The sequence below is a fragment of the Serratia sp. YWN4 genome, assembly GCF_055790845.1.
Genome location: NZ_CM147696.1, coordinates 4622233 through 4640249, shown reverse-complemented (window position 1 = coordinate 4640249; position 18017 = coordinate 4622233). Strand labels below are relative to the sequence as shown.

The 18017-nt window shown below is 57.5% G+C and carries 12 protein-coding genes; 4 read left to right on the top strand and 8 right to left on the bottom strand.

Features of this window, described 5'->3' with window-relative positions; all coding sequences use genetic code 11:
• Entirely contained in the window at positions 1-894 is an 894-nt protein-coding gene (locus ACX9GT_RS21425) for a LysR family transcriptional regulator (protein ID WP_473188617.1), read from the bottom strand.
• A gap of 189 nt (positions 895-1083) precedes the next feature.
• Between ACX9GT_RS21425 and ACX9GT_RS21420 the strand changes: the two genes are divergently transcribed.
• From ACX9GT_RS21420 to ACX9GT_RS21410, 3 genes are all read left to right on the top strand, one after another.
• Positions 1084-2778 carry an acyl-CoA dehydrogenase family protein gene (locus ACX9GT_RS21420; protein ID WP_473188616.1) on the top strand — a complete coding sequence of 565 codons (1695 nt, stop codon included), beginning with the start codon at positions 1084-1086 and terminating at the stop codon, positions 2776-2778.
• A gap of 75 nt (positions 2779-2853) precedes the next feature.
• Positions 2854-3984, top strand: a complete 1131-nt coding sequence (locus tag ACX9GT_RS21415) for a CaiB/BaiF CoA transferase family protein (protein ID WP_473188615.1) — start codon at positions 2854-2856, stop codon at positions 3982-3984.
• Positions 3974-6091: a 3-hydroxyacyl-CoA dehydrogenase NAD-binding domain-containing protein gene (locus tag ACX9GT_RS21410; protein WP_473188614.1), complete on the top strand. Its 2118-nt coding sequence runs from the start codon at positions 3974-3976 to the stop codon at positions 6089-6091. The genes ACX9GT_RS21415 and ACX9GT_RS21410 overlap by 11 nt, the downstream gene beginning before the upstream one ends.
• 33 nt (positions 6092-6124) lie before the next feature.
• Here ACX9GT_RS21410 and ACX9GT_RS21405 read toward each other — a convergent pair whose 3' ends face one another.
• The 5 genes from ACX9GT_RS21405 to ACX9GT_RS21385 are packed head-to-tail and all read right to left on the bottom strand — an operon-like array spanning position 6125 to position 10578.
• Positions 6125-6826 carry an ABC transporter ATP-binding protein gene (locus ACX9GT_RS21405; protein ID WP_473188613.1) on the bottom strand — a complete coding sequence of 234 codons (702 nt, stop codon included), beginning with the start codon at positions 6824-6826 and terminating at the stop codon, positions 6125-6127.
• Positions 6819-7535, bottom strand: coding sequence for an ABC transporter ATP-binding protein (locus ACX9GT_RS21400; protein WP_473188612.1), 717 nt, complete (start codon positions 7533-7535; stop codon positions 6819-6821). Before ACX9GT_RS21400 ends, ACX9GT_RS21405 begins: the two co-directional genes overlap by 8 nt.
• Positions 7522-8481 carry a branched-chain amino acid ABC transporter permease gene (locus ACX9GT_RS21395; RefSeq protein WP_473188611.1) on the bottom strand — a complete coding sequence of 320 codons (960 nt, stop codon included), beginning with the start codon at positions 8479-8481 and terminating at the stop codon, positions 7522-7524. The genes ACX9GT_RS21400 and ACX9GT_RS21395 overlap by 14 nt, the downstream gene beginning before the upstream one ends.
• Before the next feature lie 7 nt (positions 8482-8488).
• A complete protein-coding gene (locus tag ACX9GT_RS21390) occupies positions 8489-9361 on the bottom strand; it encodes a branched-chain amino acid ABC transporter permease (protein ID WP_473188610.1) in 873 nt (290 codons plus the stop codon).
• A 47-nt stretch (positions 9362-9408) separates the two neighbouring features.
• Positions 9409-10578: an ABC transporter substrate-binding protein gene (locus ACX9GT_RS21385; protein WP_473188609.1), complete on the bottom strand. Its 1170-nt coding sequence runs from the start codon at positions 10576-10578 to the stop codon at positions 9409-9411.
• Positions 10579-10954: 376 nt separating this feature from the next.
• Between ACX9GT_RS21385 and pcaF the strand changes: the two genes are divergently transcribed.
• Positions 10955-12163: a 3-oxoadipyl-CoA thiolase gene (pcaF, locus tag ACX9GT_RS21380; RefSeq protein WP_473188608.1), complete on the top strand. Its 1209-nt coding sequence runs from the start codon at positions 10955-10957 to the stop codon at positions 12161-12163.
• 135 nt (positions 12164-12298) lie between these two features.
• Here pcaF and rapA read toward each other — a convergent pair whose 3' ends face one another.
• Both rapA and ACX9GT_RS21370 read right to left on the bottom strand, forming a co-directional pair.
• Positions 12299-15205 (bottom strand): RNA polymerase-associated protein RapA, encoded by a 2907-nt coding sequence (rapA, locus tag ACX9GT_RS21375; RefSeq protein ID WP_473188607.1) that lies wholly within the window; start codon positions 15203-15205, stop codon positions 12299-12301.
• 385 nt (positions 15206-15590) lie between these two features.
• On the bottom strand, positions 15591-17957 hold the full coding sequence (locus ACX9GT_RS21370; RefSeq protein ID WP_473188606.1) for a DNA polymerase II: 2367 nt from the start codon (positions 17955-17957) through the stop codon (positions 15591-15593).
• Positions 17958-18017: the final 60 nt, after the last annotated feature.

The following is an 18017-nucleotide window of genomic DNA, read 5'->3' as shown; positions in this document are numbered from 1 at the left end:
TTATGGTTGTGGATGTTCAGCGGCATGGCGCACCGCAGTAATAAAGGCCGACAGCACCGGGCGCTGATCGTCCGTTTGCCAGATACAGTAGGCCTGAGAAAGTAACGCCACTTCCTCTAACGCGATAAAACACACGCCTGCCATGGAAGAGCCCCGCAGGCTGGCGGGCACCAAGGCGACGCCAAACCCTTGCGCCACCAGAGAGAGTACGCTCAGCCAGTGCCGTGCTTCGCAGCGAATGTCAGGATCGATCCCCGCCGTAAGGCACAGAGACTGGATGCGATCATAGTAATAAGGGGAAACCTGGCGTGAAAACACAACGAACTTGTCATCCCGTAGTTCACGCAGGTTAAGCGCCGGTTTGCTGGCCAACGGATGCGGCTGCGGCAAGCAGGCGACTAATTCCTCGCTGGAAAACAGCAGTGAAGAAACCCCTTCCGGTAACCGCGACGCATGAACAAACCCGACATCCAGGCTGCCGTGTGCCAGCTCGGTTAACTGATCTTTCGTATTCAGCTCCAGCATATTGAGCTGCAAGCCTGCACGCGATTGCTGGAACTGCTGTAATAACTTCGGCAACCCCTGATACAGCAGGGCACCCACAAAGCCGATGCGCAAGTGGCCGGTAACGCCTTGATCGACGTCACGCACCTGATGCATGGTGCTGTTCATGCGATCGATCAACGCCTGTGCCGCAGGCACCAAGGCCTCTCCGGCCGCCGTCAGCCGCACCTTCTGGTGGCTACGTTCAAACAATTTTGCCCCGATGGTTTCTTCCAACTGACGAATGCTTACGCTCAGCGGCGGTTGAGAGATTGAAAGGCGGCTGGCGGCACGGCCAAAATGCAGCTCATCAGCCAACACCAGAAAATAGCGTAAACGGCGAATATCCACGGTATACCCATTCCTTATTGCTGCCCTTGAAAAGCTACCGTAACACGGCTGAAAAAACGCTTCTGGGCGGAGCTTGGCAAATCACAACGGCACGATGTTTTTAGCCTATCGGCCGATAGGGAAACGGTATTAGACAGCTCCTTTCGTTTAACAAAAAATAAACATCAATACAACAACGTGGAGCTGAGTATGTATACCATTATTAATCAGCAAGATAATATACCGGACCAGTTTGGTGCCGATCTCTATCTTACCGATGCTGCGCTGGATTCCCTGTTAGCGGCCTATCTGCCCGCAGAGCTACGCGCTCATCTGCGGCCTTATCTGCAAAAACTTGGCACGCTGGCTGGCGGGCGGCTCAGTGAGCTGGCCGATCAGGCGGATAAAAATCCGCCGCAGCTTCAGGTGCGCGCCCGCACCGGCACCGATGATCAACGTATTTTAAAACACCCGGCTTTCGTTGAACTGGAACGCTACGCGTTTAGCGAGTTTGCGCTGGCCGCCATCTCTCATCGGCAAGATGTGCTGGGCTGGCAGGGGCAATTACCGCCGTTGGCCAAATATCTGTTCACCTACCTGTTTGTACAAGCCGAGTTCGGCCTGCTGTGCCCGGTATCGATGACCGACTCACTGAGCCGCACGCTAAAAAAATACGGTTCACCCGACTTGGTGGCTAAATACCTGCCACGGCTTACCTCGCTTGAGCCCACCACGCTGATGCAAGGCGCGATGTTCATGACCGAGCAGGGCGCGGGCTCTGATATTGCCGCCACCACCACGCTGGCGGTAGACATGGATAATCACTACCGGCTGTATGGCGATAAATGGTTCTGTTCTAACCCCGATGCCGAACTGGCGATGGTGTTGGCGCGCATTGAAGGCGCACCGGAAGGGATGAAAGGGGTATCGCTGTTCCTGCTGCCGCGCACGCTGGACGATGGTTCGACCAACGCCTATCGCATTTTACGCCTGAAGGACAAACTCGGTACCCGCTCGATGGCCAGCGGTGAAATCCGCCTTGAAGGGGCCACTGCCTATCTGATTGGTGAGGCCGGGCGCGGGTTCGTGCAGATGGCGGATATGGTGAATAACTCCAGGCTGTCCAACGGAGTGCGCTCTGCGGGGCTGATGCGCCGGGCGGTCAGCGAGGCGTTCTACATTGCCCGCCATCGTCAGGCCTTTGGTAAAAAGCTGATCGAACTGCCGCTGATGAGAAAGCAATTGTTGAAGATACTGCTCCCCAGCGAGCAGGCGCGCAGCATGGTTTTCCAAACGGCAGAGGTGCTGCGCCGTTCGGACAGCGGCGATAAACAGGCCTACGCGCTGCTGCGGATTCTGACCCCGCTGATCAAATTCCGCGCCTGCCGCGATGCCCGCAAGGTGACTGCCGATGCCATGGAGATCCGCGGCGGCTGCGGTTATATCGAAGAGTGGGGCGATCCGCGCTTAGTCAGAGATGCGCATTTGGGGTCGATCTGGGAGGGCACCAGTAACATCGTCGCCCTGGATGTGCGGCGCGCCATTCTGCGTGAACAGTCACTGGAGGCGCTACAAGTTTATCTGGAACACCTCCTGACGGAGGCACATCTAGACAGCGCCATGCGAGTCCGTTTCCTCTGCGCACAGCAGCGAGCCTTTGCTCTGGCGCGGGCCGCCGCAGCCCCAGAGGGCAGCAGCCTAGCGCGCCGTGCCGCCAGCGGCTTGTACAACCTGGTGAGCGCGGCGGCGATGGCGTGGGAAAGCCATCATGCCGATGCTCCAGCGCGTTTGCACTTGGCCGAGCAGGTCTTGATCCAGAAACTGTTGCCCAGCGATCCTTTAACGGCAGAAAACCCGTTGCCAGAGGCGATTGAAGAACTGCTGCTGGCGAGCGCCTACCTCTGAGCAAAGCCATAATCCCGGCGATTTGGTCGGGAACCCTTGCTTCATAAAGAAAAAACACCCGCAGGAGTAACGACTATGGCAACCCTTACCGCTGGCGCACTGGCCGGTATTCGTGTTATCGATTTATCCCGCGTCTTGGGCGGGCCGTATTGTGGTCAGGTGTTGGGTGATCATGGTGCCGATGTGCTTAAGATCGAACCGCCGCAGGGCGATGAAACCCGTACCTGGGGGCCACCTTTTCAGGAAGGAGTGGCCGCTTATTATATTGGCCTGAACCGCAACAAACGCGGGATGTACCTTGATTTATCGCAGGAAAGCGCCCGTCAAACCTTGTATGAACTGTTGGCCGAAGCCGATGTATTAATCGAAAACTTCAAGACCGGCACCATGGAAAAATGGGGCATCGGTTACGAGGCATTGGCCGCACGTTTTCCCCGGCTGATCCATTGCCGCGTCAGTGGTTTTGGTGCCGATGGCCCATTGGGCGGCTTGGTGGGTTACGATGCCTCGATTCAGGCGATGACCGGGATCATGAGCGTTAATGGTGAGCCCGATGGCGAAGCGCTGCGCGTTGGCGTTCCGCTGGTCGATCAGGCCACCGGAATGAACGCGGTGATTGGCGTTTTGATGGCGCTGTATGAACGCACCCGCAGCGGCCTGGGGCAATTTGTCGAGGCCAGCCTGTTTGATACCGGCTTATCGCTGTTACATCCTTATTCCACCAACTGGTTTGCCAACCAGCAACCGCCGAAACGTTCGGGTAACGCCCATGCCAATATCTACCCCTATGATATTTTCCCCAGCGCCAGCGTACCGATCTTCCTCGGCGTTGGTAACGACAAACAGTTTGCGCTGTTGTGCCAATGTTTAGATGCTCCATCCTTGAGTGAGGATCCGCGCTTTGTTACCCCGAAATTGCGTTCGCTAAACCGCGCAGAGCTACGCAGTGAACTCGTTTCCCTGCTCGCCAGCCATGAGGGCGTACAATTTGCCGAACAGCTGTTGCGCAGCGGGGTGCCCAGCGCGCCATTGCTGAATATTGAGGCCGCATTGCAGCACCCGCATACCCGGCACCGTGGCATGGTGGTGAAGATGGGGGATAGCTATACGGGCATCGCTTCGCCGATCAAACTCAGCCGCACCCCAGCCAGCTATCGGCTACTACCCCCGGTGGGAGCGCCTGAGGAGGCAAAAAATGCCAAATAATCATCAGCCTGATCAGGGCCTGCATCTTGAACGCTGTGGCAACATTCTGATTGCCACCATTGATAATCCGCCGGTTAATGCGCTGGGGCTTGGCGTGCGTAGTGGGCTGCTCGCGGCGCTGCACCAGGCGCAGAACGAAGAACAGATCCACGCGTTGCTGCTGCTGGGTTCAGGTAAGAACTTTGCTGCCGGGGCGGATATCCGTGAATTCAATCAACCGCGCCAGCCGCCGTTGCTGCGTGACGTTTGCGATCGCATCGAAGCCTGTACTAAACCGGTGATCGCCGCTATTGCGGGTAACGCACTGGGCGGTGGGCTGGAGATTGCCATGGCGGCGCATTACCGGTTGGCGGTCAAGGGCAGCCGCTTGGGGTTACCGGAAGTCAATTTGGGGTTACTGCCCGGGGTCGGAGGCAGCCAGCGCAGCGTGCGGCTGATCGGCGCAGAGGCGGCTTTGGATCTGATGCTCGGTGGCCGCCCATTGACTGCTGAGCAGGCGCTAGCATTGGGGCTGGTGGATCGCCTGGGGCAGGATGCCCGAGTGGACGGTTTGGCTTATGCCTATGAACTGCTGGCCGATCGCTGCACAGTACGCCGCAGCGGTGAGATCGTTACCCAGCTTGCCGATTCGGCGGCCCGGCAGGCGGCGATTGCGGCGGCGCGCGCCAAACTGCCCACGCAATTCCGTGGTCTGTTTTCCCCAGCGTTGATTATTGACTGCGTTGCCGCTGCCTGCGAACAGCCGTTTGCGGCAGGTTGCCACTATGAAGCCGCACAATTTCAACGCTGCCTGGCGAGCCCTCAGCATCAGGCCTTGCTGTATGCCTTTCAGGCCGAACGCGCGGTGGCCAAACTGCCCGATATCGCGGGTTTGGCAATACGCTCTTTTACCCAAGTGGGAGTGATCGGCGGTGGCACGATGGGGGCGGGCATTGCGGTGGTGATGCTGGATGCGGATTTGCAGGTGACTTTGTTGGAGCGTGACGAACCGAGCCTGGCAATTGGCCTGAGCCGGGTGGAAGAGATCTATCGCCAGCGGATCAGCAAACAACGGCTTTCGGCCACTGCTGCCGCAGCGCGCTTGGCGAAATTGCGTGGAACCACGCAGTATCAGGACTTGGCCTCTGCCGATCTGGTGGTGGAAGCGGTATATGAGGATCTGGCGGCCAAACAAGAGGTTTTCCGTCAGCTAGATAACCACTGCAAGCCCGGTGCGATACTGGCCAGTAATACGTCCTATCTGGATATTACCGCTATTGCGGCGGTGACCAGCAGGCCGCAGGCGGTGATCGGCTTACACTTCTTTTCCCCCGCACCGGTGATGCGCCTGCTGGAGATTGTGGTGCCGCCGCAGACACCCGTTGAGGTAATTGCCAGTGCTTTTGCGCTGGCCCGCAGGCTCGGTAAAATCCCGGTGCGTACCGGCATCTGCGACGGTTTTATCGGCAACCGCATCATGTCCGTCTACCGCCGTGCGGCGGAGGCGATGCTTGAAGATGGCGCTTCTCCGTATCAGATCGACGAAGCGGTGCGTGGCTTCGGTTTTGCCATGGGGCCGTTCCAGATCGTTGACGTTGCCGGTGGGGATATTGCCTGGGCAACCCGTAAGCGCCGGGCGGCGCAGCGCGATCCGCAGGAACGTTATGTGCAGATTGCCGATCGCCTGTGTGAACAGGGTTGGTTCGGGCAAAAAACCGGGCGTGGCTGGTATCGCTATGAGCCAGGCTCAAACCGTGGGCAGCAGGATCCGGCGGTGCTGGAGATTGTCGCCCGTGAACGCGAACGTGCGGGCATTACACCACGGCCATTCAGCGCCGCAGAGATCGTGCGCCGCTATTTGGCGGCCATGATTAACGAAGGTGCCAATCTGCTGGAAGAGGGCATTGCACTGCGCCCATTGGACGTTGATGTGGTGCTGCTGGCCGGTTACGGCTTCTCGCGTTATCACGGTGGGCCGCTGTATTATGCGGATAAGATTGGTTTGCCGAAGATACTGGAAGATATTGCGGCCTTTGCCGCCGAAGATCCGCAGTTTTGGCGTCCTTCGCCGCTGCTTATCCGCTTGGTGGAGCAAGGGCTGACGTTTGCCAGCCTCAATTCAAAGTAATTGTCAGGGCGGGGGAATCCGCCCTAACAACGTTCAATGCCCAAAATAAGCCCGATGTAACTCTTCCATATCTATATCATTGGCCGCTTTGGTAAATACCATCTTGCCGCTGCGCATCAAACAGACACGATCGGCCAGCTTGATCGCCAACTGGGTATTCTGCTCGACCAATAACAGGGTTTTGCCACTCTCACGCAGGCGGGCAAAGCAGGCAAACAGCTCGTTGACCACCACCGGGGCCAGCCCTAGGGAAGGTTCATCGATCAGGATCATGCAAGGGTCGGACATTAAACAGCGGCCTACCGCCAGCATTTGCGCTTCACCGCCGGAAAGCACGCCCGCCAGCTGTTTCTGCCGCTCGGCCAAACGTGGAAACATGGCATAAACTTCTTCCAGCCGTTGTTTCACATGCTGGCGGCTGGCTTTCTGAAAGGCACCCATGATCAGATTATCTTCTACCGTCATATCACGGAAAATCATACGTCCTTCCGGGATCAGCGCCAAGCCGCTGCGCTTGGTATGCCAGGGTGAAAGCACGCCGACGTCGATATCCTGATAAGTAATCTGCCCCTGCTTTAACGGCAGCAGCCCGGCGATGGTTTTCAGCAGGGTGGTTTTGCCCGCACCGTTTGGCCCGACGATGGCGGTGACCGTCCCCGGCTGGATATGCAGTGAAATGTCCCACAGAATGTTGATCGCACCGTAACCACCGCGCACTTGTTGAATATTAAGCATAGGCTTCTCCGGTATAGCTGCGGATCACCACCGGATCGTTGAACACCTCGGTGGGCGTGCCATCCGCGATCAGGCGGCCGAAGTTGAGGATCCATACGCGTTGGCATAGTGCCGTGACCGTTTCCAGATCGTGCTCAATCAGCAGAATGCTCAAACCGTATTCGGCATGAATCCGCCCGAGCATTTGTTGAAAACGTTTTTTACCGCTGGTTTCCAGCCCGGCCAGCACTTCGTCAAGCAACAGCAGTTTTGGTTCGGTGGCGAGCGCCTTGGCTACCTCTAGCGCTTTCAGCTCACTGAGCGAGAGTTCGGTGGCGGCGGAGCGTTCAGCCTTATCATGCAGGCCGACCAGTTCGAGGATCTCCCCCAGCCGGGCAAGATTGACCTTACCGGTGGCAAAGCGCTGCGCTACCCGCACATTTTCCAGCACGCTCAACTCATGCATCGGTTGCGGCACCTGGAAAGTACGGCCAACCCCCAGGCGGGCACGGCGGTGGATCCCTCCCCGCTGGCCGAAGGTGTTGCCATGAAAACTGAGCGTTCCAGTGGTGGGTGGGACCAGGCCGGAAATGGCGTTAAACAGGGTGGTTTTACCCGCGCCGTTCGGGCCAACTAAACCGACGATTTCGTTTTTTCCCACCGTCAAAGACACATTATCGACGGCGGTAACCGCGCCGAATGACACGCTGACTCCATCAAGCTTTAGCACGATAGAACCTCCTCTGGGCTGAACGTAACAGCGGTAACAGGCCACGCGGGCTGACCAGGATCATCACCACCAGTAATCCGCCAAGGATCATCTGGTGTCCGGTGGGGAACAGGACTTTGAACAGGAGCTGGTCGGTTAAATAGACCGCCAAAGCCCCGATCAGCGGGCCATTCAGCGAACGGAAACCGCCGAAGATCGCCGCGATAATTGGCACAATCACCCAGGAGGCGTTGAACGCGTAATCGGGCTCGAGGAAATTCATATGGTGCGCGTTGAACGCCCCGACCAACCCGGTCATAAAGGCAGACAGCAATAGGACTCCCGCTTTCAGCAGCAGGCTGTTAACGCCAACCACCTGGGTTGCGGCTTCTGAATCGTGCATCGCTTTCAGCGCCAAGCCATAGTCGCTGCGCGCCAAGGCGGCATAGACCAGTAAAAACAGCGTCACCAGCGCCAGGATCACGTAATAAACGCCGAGCTTGCTGTTCAGGGCAAAGCCCATGATGACCGGCAGCGAAGGAATGCCGGATAACCCCGCCGACCCGCCGGTGATCCCTTCGAGCTGAACCGCTAATACCCGAAAGATCTGCGAATAGGCCAGGATGGCCAGGGCAAAATAGGTGCCTTTCAGGCGCAGGGTGGGTAACATCAGCAAGGTGGTGACCGCAGCGGCCAAGCCCCCGCACAGCATCGAGAGCAACACCGGCATACCGCTGTTCATCGCCAGCATGGAAGAGATATAGGCACCGGTGCCGAAAAAGGCCGAATGCCCAAAGCTGACCATGCCCCCCAGGTTACCGAGCATCGCCCAGGCCAGCGCCAGCGCGCCGATCGTCAGGGCATCGGTAAACATACTGAGGACGTAAGGCTGCTGGTGCCAGATGGCGGGCACCAGGGTTGCCAGCAGTAACGGGAACCACATTAGTTGAATCAATGATTTCATCATGATCGCATTATCCCTGACGCCGAGCTGCGCCGAACAAACCATTAGGACGCAGGAACAGTACCAGCAGGAACAGCGCCATACTGATCAAGTCCTGCCAGGCGGGGTTGAGCAGTGTGGCACTCATGGCTTCAGCTACGCCGATCACCACTGCCCCCACTAACACGCCCGGAATGGAACCGATCCCCGCCAACACCGTGATAATAAACGCCTTAATGGTCAGCGCTTCGCCCAGCGAGGGTTGCAGTACCCGGGTGCAGAAGATCGCCACCCCAGCCACCGAGGCCATCATGCCCGCCAGCAGGAATGAGATCATTTCGGTCTGCTTCGGGTTGATCCCCATCAGCATAGCGGCTTCCCGGTGGCTGGAAACCGCCCGCACGGCGCGGCCATACCAGCTGCGTGCCAGCCATTTCCACAGCAGAACCAGTAAGATCAGGCTCATCACGAAGGCCACCAGTTCACCCCGCATGGCGTACAGATCGCCGCCGACGATCGGTTCCTGCAACCAGACGGAGCTGCTGGAGCGGATATTGGCATTCCAGATCAACAGGATCAGGTTGGTGAGGATCACGCCCACGCCATAGGTTAAAAGCAGCGAGTTGAGTTCACGATCGATCTTGATGCGGCTGAGCAGCGCATAGATCCCGAGCGCCGCCGCACAGACGATGACGAAGGCCAGTGGTATCGACCAGAGTGGCCCGAAGCCGGTCGACGACTCGAAGGTATAGGCGATATAGCCCGCCAGTAGCACCAACTCGCCATGTGCCAGATTGACCAGCCGCATAATGCCGAACACCAGCGCTAGCCCCAGAGCCACCAGGGCATAGACGCTGCCTGCCAGCAGGCCGGAATATAACGATTGAAGGAGTAATTCAGTCATGCGCACCTCTTATTCAGGTGGGGTGAACATCCAGGTAACCTAAGGGGTTACCAGGGAGTCCCAGGAAATTGCGTCGTTCCCGTGGCTGCGCTGGCAGGCCAGACAATGGCAATTTTCCCCTTTTGGTGCTGCCCGATGTTTTGCATGAACTCCTCATTGTCGCCCTGAGCGTTAAAGCGTACCTGACCAATGATGGTGTCCACCGCCGTGGAGCGCAGTTCCTGGGCAATGCCGCCTTGATCCAGCGTGCCTGCGGCCTCTGCCCGGGCGATGGCTTCGAACAGCAACATCCCCTGCACAAAACCGTACTGTGAAAGATAATCAGGCTCGTGCGGGTAGAGTTTGCGGAAGGCGGCTTCAAACGCCTGGCCTTCTGGCCGGTTGAAGGTGACCGGCACCGGCAGCATTTCCGTTCCGTAGGTTTTTTCCACTAAATCGGGGAAGTCCTGATACATCTTGGCGGTGGCGATCTGCCAGGCACCGACCATGGCTTTCACCGGCGGCCGGAGCACTCTGGCGGCCCGCAAAATGCCGACATAATCATTCTCGTAGCCAATCATGTTGATGGCATCGGGCCGATCTTGCAGTTTGATCTTGTTGATAATCGGCTTGAAATCCACCGTGGTGGCTTCAAAAGGATGCATGGTGACCGTGACGCCTTTTTCGGCCATCTGTTGCTGCATCATGCGCGCCATTTCGCTGGTGGATTTTTTAGTGGAATAGATGATAGCCAGCTTCTGGATCTGCATGGTGTCCAGCAGGCCAGCCATCGCTTTGACATACCCGGTGGTATTGTTGATGCGAAAGAAAGAGTGGAAACCTTGGGTCAGAAACTCACTGCTGGTACCCCCAGAGGTCATAAAGGGCAGGCCCAGTTTATCGGCCGCCGTTGCGGCTGGCCCAACGATATCTGACGTGGCTCCGCCGGTAATCGCCAGCACGTTATTGGAGGCTAATCTTTCTACCGCCGCCACCGCCTTGGCCGGTGAGGACTCATCGTCGATCGTCTGGATCTTGATCTTCACGCTGCCGGGCCGCTGGTTAAACACCGATTCTGCGACTTTGATACCTTCGTGCATACCTGTGCCGCCCCGGGCATTGACCCCGGTCAGTGAGATCACTTCACCGACCTGATATTCCGCCGCGTTAACGGCAGAGAGTGGGGAGAGTGCTGCGGTACAGGATAAGCCGATTACTAGCCATTTTATTAAGTTCATCGTTCCTCCCAGGATAACGGTGCGTTTTGCATCCCCGCGTGGGGATGCAAAACGACGACCGGATTACTTTGATGTGAATAATTCTTTTGCCGTAGCGATGGGTACGGCACAGAAGCGTTCCTGTTTCTCTGGTGTTGGCTAAAGACAGGGTTTACTTATGGGCATTGCAGGTCAATAACGATGTCATTCTCAATTAATATAGACATAATGGAATAATTTATACAAAATATTGTTACCAAAAATAGTCAAAAGTTAGAGTTATGTTGCAAATAATGAGTATTTATTTACAAGTGAACGTAACGGAGAGTCGCTTCATTGCGCAGGTTCAACCGGTGATGAAATTATTTAATGTGATGTTTTTATTGAGGAAAATACTATGCAGCACGCATTTATCTGTGACGGAGTACGGACACCCATAGGCCGTTATGCTGGTCAACTTGCCAGCTTGCGTGCCGATGATCTCGCCGCGATCCCTCTTCAGGCACTATTGGCGCGCTATCCGGCACTGGATTGGCAACGGGTCGATGATGTCATTCTCGGTTGTGCCAATCAGGCCGGGGAAGACAACCGTAATCTGGCACGCATGGCCGCTTTATTGGCGGGCTTACCGATTGATGTCCCAGGGGCTACCATTAACCGCCTGTGTGGTTCAGGTTTGGATGCGTTAGCCATTGCGGCGCGCAGTATCAAATCGGGTGAGGCGGGTTTGTTGCTGGCCGGAGGGGCAGAGTCGATGACGCGCGCGCCGTGGGTGATGGGAAAAGCCGAGACTCCCTTCAGCCGTCAGGCACAGATGTTTGATACCACGCTGGGCTGGCGCTTTGTTAACCCATTGATGCATCAACAGTATGGTACGGACTCGATGCCGGAAACCGCCGAGAACGTTGCCAGCAAGTTTGATATCAGCCGCGAGGCTCAGGATGCCTTCGCCTTACGCAGCCAACAGCGTACCGCCCGTGCGCAGCAGCAGGGCTTGCTGGCAGAGGAAATCACCCCGGTCACCGTGCGCAATCATAAAGGCGTGGAAACGCAGATCGCTGAAGATGAACATCCGCGGGCCAGCACCACGCTTGAGCAACTGCAACGCTTGAAAGCCGCTTTTCGTACCCCCGGTACGGTCACGGCGGGTAATGCCTCCGGCATCAACGATGGCGCAGCGGCTTTGATTGTGGCTTCAGAAAGCGTGGCATTGCAGCAGGGGTTAACGCCGCGCGCCCGGATTGTCGCCACGGCGGTTTGTGGTGTAGAACCAAGCCTGATGGGGATCGGCCCGTTACCTGCTACGCAGAAAGTCCTGGCAATGACCGGGCTAAGTTTGGCGCAGATGGACGTCATCGAACTCAACGAAGCCTTTGCCGCACAGGCTCTGGCGGTATTGCGCCAGTTGGGGCTGCCCGATAATGCCGAGCAGGTGAACCCGAATGGCGGTGCTATCGCCTTGGGGCATCCTTTGGGCATGAGTGGCGCACGGTTAGCGCTGGCGGCGACCTTGGAGCTGGAACGGCGCAAGGGGCGTTATGCGCTCTGCACCATGTGCATTGGCGTGGGGCAGGGGATTGCGATGATTCTGGAACGTGTTGGATGATAAACGGGGAACTGAAACCCTCATGCCGGTCAGTTAAGCGCAAAGCGGCATAATCACACATCAATTGCTCAAGGCGCGCCCCCTCTCCCCAAGGGAGAGGGAACTAACCATTAGAGCCGAAACTCCCTTTGGTGATTACTGGTGAGTGACCACCACCAGACGGATAGCATCCAGGCGCCAGCCCGCTTCGTTCAGATTAGCCAGCACCTGCTTGCGGTTGAACTCCAACGCTTCCACTTCGTCGTCGCGGATGTTCGGGTTAACCGCTTTCAGGGCTTCCAAGCGCGCCAGTTCGGTGCTCAGCTTGTCATCGGCTTCCTGCTTGGCCAGTTCGATCAACTCGCGCGCCTGCGCTTCCACCAGGCTTTCTGCCTGTTGCAGCATCGCGTGCACATCCTGCTGCACCGCGTTGACCAGCTTGCTGGAGGTGTGGCGATTCACCGCGTTCAACTGGCGGTTAAAGCTTTCGAACTCTACCTGCGCCGCCAGATTGGTGCCTTTACGATCCATCAGCATGCGGATTGGCGTTGGCGGCAGGAAACGGGTCAGTTGCAGGTGTTTCGGCGCCTGTGCTTCGACCACATACACCAGTTCCACCAGCAGCGTACCCACCGGCAGTGACTTGTTCTTCAGCAGAGAAACCGCGCAGCTACCGGTATCACCGGATAGGATCAGATCCAGGCCGTTGCGGATAATCGGGTGTTCCCAACTGACGAACTGGGCATCTTCACGCGACAGCGCCTGCTCGCGATCGAAGGTCACGGTGCAGCCATCCTGCGGCAACCCTGGGAAATCCGGCACCAGCATATGGTCTGACGGCGTCAGCACGATCAGGTTATCGCTGCGGTCTTCCTGATTGATACCGACGATGTCGAACAGGTTGAGGGCGAAACTCACCAGATTGACGTCGTTGTCCTGTGCGGCAATGGCTTCCGCCAGCGCCTGGGCTTTTTCGCCGCCGTTGGAGTGCATTTCCAGCAAGCGGTCGCGCCCCTGTTCCAATTGGGTTTTGAGCTGATTGTGCTGCTGGCGGCAGGTGTGGATAAACTCGTCCAACCCTTCCTGCTCGGTCGGCGCTGCCAGGTAGCCAATCAACTGCTCGTAGCTGCTGTCATAAATCGGTCGGCCGGTAGGGCAGGTGTGTTCGAAGGCATCCAGCCCTTCATGGAACCAGCGGCCCAGGATCGCCTGCGCGGTGTCTTCCAGATAAGGCACCATGATCTGGATGTCGTGCATCTGGCCGATACGATCCAGGCGGCCAATACGCTGCTCCAGCAGATCCGGGTTGAACGGCAGGTCAAACATCACCATCTGGCTGGCGAACTGGAAGTTACGCCCTTCTGAGCCGATTTCAGAACACAGCAGCACCTGTGCGCCGTCTTCCTGTGAGGCGAAGTAGGCGGCGGCGCGGTCGCGCTCAATAATCGTCAGCCCTTCGTGGAACACCGCCGCGCGGATCGCTTCCCGCTCACGCAGCACCTGCTCCAGTTGCAGCGCGGTGTCAGCCTTGGCGCAAATCACCAGCACTTTTTCGTGGCGGTTGGCGATCAGGTAATCCAGCAACCACTCAACACGCGGGTCGAAGTTCCACCAGGTGGCATTTTCCCCTTCGAATTCCTGATAAATCTGCTCTGGATACAGCATGTCGCGGGCGCGGGCTTCGACGGTTTTCTTCGCGCCCATAATGCCGGAGACTTTGATCGCCGTCTGATACTGGGTCGGCAGCGGCAGCTTGATCTGATGCAGATGGCGGTGCGGGAAGCCTTTCACCCCGTTGCGGGTGTTACGGAACAGCACGCGGCTGGTGCCGTGACGATCCATCAGCATGGTGACCAGTTCCTGACGCGCCTGCACGCTGTTATCGCTGTCGCTGTTGGCGGCTTTGAGCAACGGCTCAATGTCCTGCTCGTCGATCAGTTCGCCCAGCAGGTTGAGTTTGCTATCGGCCAGCCGTTCACCGCTCAGCAGCAGCGTGACCGCATCGGCGATCGGGCGGTATTTCTGCTGTTCGCTGACAAACTCCTGGTAGTCGTGGAAGCGGCTCGGATCCAGCAGGCGCAAGCGGGCGAAATGGCTTTGCTGGCCGAGTTGCTCAGGGGTTGCGGTCAGCAGCAGCACGCCGGGAATATGTTCCGCCAACTGCTCGATAACCTGATATTCGCGGCTGGGGGCTTCTTCGCTCCAGGCCAGATGGTGGGCTTCGTCCACCACCAGCAGGTCCCAATGAGCATCGGCCAACTGCTCAAGGCGCTGCTTGTTGCGGCGCACGAAATCCAGCGAACAGATCACCAACTGTTCGGTTTCGAACGGGTTGCTGCTATCCAGCATCGCTTCAGAATAGCGGCTGTCGTCGAACAGCGAGAAATAGAGATTGAAGCGGCGCATCATCTCTACCAGCCACTGGTGTTGCAGGGTTTCCGGCACCACGATCAGCACGCGTTCGGCGCGGCCTGCCAGCAGTTGCTGGTGAATGATCATCCCGGCTTCGATGGTTTTACCCAGGCCAACTTCATCCGCCAGCAGCACGCGCGGCGCATGGCGCTGGCCTACTTCATAGGCAATATGCAACTGGTGTGGGATCAGGCTGGCACGCATACCACGCAGGCCAGCGAACGGCAGGCGGTACTGCTCGCTCTGGTATTTACGTGCGCGAAAACGCAGCGCAAAGCGATCCATACGGTCGATCTGGCCGGCAAACAGACGGTCCTGTGGCTTACTGAAGGTCAGCTTGCTGTCTAACAGCACTTCGCGCATGGCGACGCCCGCTTCCTCGGTATCCAGCCGCAGGCCGATATAGGTCAGCAGACCGTTCTCCTCTTTGACTTCCTCCACCTGCAACTGCCAGCCTTCGTGGTGGCTGATGGTGTCGCCCGGATTGAACATCACGCGGGTGATCGGCGAGTCGTTTCTGGCATAGAGGCGGTTTTCACCGGTGGCGGGGAAAAGCAAGGTAACCATACGCACGTCCAGCGCTACCACGGTTCCCAGTCCCAATTCGCTTTCCGTATCGCTGATCCAGCGTTGACCAAGTGTAAAAGGCATAGTTTGTCGGCTCGATTCTTATTAAGTAAGTCTTATCGCCAGGCAGGTGAAGGCTGGCGACCTGTTTCAAATGCTTTTTATTCTCTAATGCTGGTCAGTTAAGACTAACCAATTCCCTCTCCTTGGGGAGAGGGGGCGCAATTTTCAGCATTGTGCCGAATGGTGATGCACTTTCTGCTTAACTGACTGACATTATGCTATTCCCGGTTTGTTTTCATTTGACGGGCAATAGTTATTCACACCATGAATACGTCATCAATACGGCACGGTGAGTGGTTCAGAATTTGGGAAGGGCGCTATGGTAATGGAAGGCGACGCATTCGTCACCTGCAAAACCCGATGATTTTTCTGACCTCTTCCTACAGCTTGGCTTGTAGGAATAATATCAGAATAGCCCCATCTGCCCGGTCACTAAGGTGGTGAAATCATCGTGCAGAAATGGAAGTATAGCGTCTGCTACCGGTTGTAGCTGACGTTCGAAGTAATGATCGTAATCGATCGCCGAATGTTGGGTTTCCAGCGGCTCTGGCCCGGCGACGGTCATCACGTAGCTGATCCAGCCGCCGTTCTGATACTGCAATGGCCGCCCTTGCTGGCGGTTATAGTCGTCGGCGAGGCGTGCTGCACGCACATGAGGCGGCACGTTGCGCTGATAGTCGCTCAGTTTGCGCCGCAGGCGCTTGCGGTACACCAGTTGATCGTCAAACTCGCCGTTGAGCGTTTTCGCCACGTAGTCGCGGACAAAATCCTGATAGGGCAACTGCTTGAAAATCAGCCGGTAAAGCTGCTGTTGGAACTGCTGTGCCAGCGGGGTCCAGTCGCTGCGCACCGTTTCCAGGCCTTTATACACCATCTGTTCGCTGCCGTCTGGTTTGGCTATCAGCCCGGCGTAACGCTTTTTGCTGCCCTGTTCCGCACCGCGAATGGTGGGCATCAGAAAACGGCAGTAGTGCGTTTCAAACTCCAGCTCCAGCGCGTTTTCCAACCCATACTGCTGTTGCAGGTGCTGCTGCCACCACTGGTTGACGTGTGCAACCAGCCTGCGGCCAATCTCGGCCGCCTGTTGTTCGCTGTGCGCTTGCTTCAGCCAGACAAAGGTTGAGTCGGTATCGCCGTAGATCACCTGATAGCCTTCTGCCTCAATCAGTTCCCGCGTCTGGCGCATGATCTCATGGCCGCGCAGGGTGATTGACGAGGCCAGTCGAGGATCGAAAAAACGGCAGCCGCTCGAGCCCAGCACGCCGTAAAAGGCGTTCATGATGATCTTCAACGCCTGCGACAGTGGCTTGTTCTGCTGGCGTTTGGCCGCCTCGCGCCCTTGCCAGATCTGGCTGACGATGTCGGGCAGGCAGTGCTTGCTGCGTGAGAAGCGGGCCTGACGAAAGCCGGGGATGGAATCGGCATCATCTGGGTGCTGCATGCCTTCTACCAGCCCAACCGGGTCGATCAGAAAAGTGCGGATGATCGATGGGTACAGGCTTTTGTAGTCCAGCACCAAGACCGAATCATACAGGCCGGGCTGTGAATCCATCACAAAGCCGCCGGGGCTGTGTTCTTCGGGCAGTTCGCCCAGATTAGGGGCCACATAGCCCTGCCGATGCATACGCGGTATATACAGGTGGCTGAACGCCGCCACCGAGCCGCCACTGCGATCGACCGCCAGCCCGGTGACGGTGGCGCGTTCCAGCAGAAAGGTCAGCAGTTCGGTTTTGGCAAAGATGCGCGTCACCAACTCACAGTCTTTCAGGTTATAGCGCGCCAGCGCGGGTTTATCTTCGGCAAAGCGCCGGTCGATTTCCGCCATGCGCTGATAAGGATTATCGATCGATTTACCTTCGCCAAGCAGCGTTTGCGACACCGATTCCAGGCTGAAAGAGGGGAAGTTCCAGGTCGCTGATTTCAGCGCCTCGATGCCGTCGATAATCAAGCGCCCGGCGGCGCTGGCGAAGAAGTGGTTTTGCTTGAAACCGTGCTCGCGCCACTCCAGCAGGTTGCCGCCCCGGCCAAAGCGCAACGGGGTCTGGTAGCGTTCGGCGTGTTTTTGCAGCACCCGCAGATCGAACTGCACCAGGTTCCAGCCGATAATCGCATCGGGATCGTGCTGTTCCAGCCACTGATTCAACCGTTCCAGCAGTTGCGGGCGGCTGTTGCAGTATTCCAGCTCGAAATCCAGCACTTCATCGCCGCCATTGGCCGGGCCGAGCATGTACACCTGGCGTTGGCCGCAGCCTTCCAGCGCGATGGAGTAAAGCTCACCGTGGGCGGTGGTTTCGATGTCCAACGACACCAGCTTGAGGTTCGGGCGATAGTCCGGTGCCGGTTTCATCTGGCCGTTGAGTAAATGGCCGTTACCCTTGGCTTGGCCGCTGAACCACACTGGTGCGGTGATGAAGCGCTCCATCAGATAGCGTTCAGGCGGGCGGATATCGGCCTCAAAAACGTTGACGCCGCCTTCTCTCAGCACTTTTTCCAGCTTGATGAACTGGCGGTGTTGGCGGCAATAGAGGCCAACCACCGGGCGCGAATGGAAATCCAGCAGCGGCAGGGGTTTCAGTTCGATATGGCGTTCTTCACGCAGCAGTAACTCGGCGCGCGCCTGCTGCTCAGCGGGGATAAAAGCCACCGAAGGCTGGGGGGCCAGTTTGAGCTGCTGCGGCCCGCTGTCGGTCGCCAGCCAGAATTCGACTTCGGTGCCGGCCGGAGTGTCACGCCAGTGGCGAGTGAGTAGGAAGCCTTGTTGGAGAGATCTCATATACCCTTCGTCTTTCAAGCCGCAGCGTTGTTGGCTGCGTGCGCTTACCCCAGTCACTTA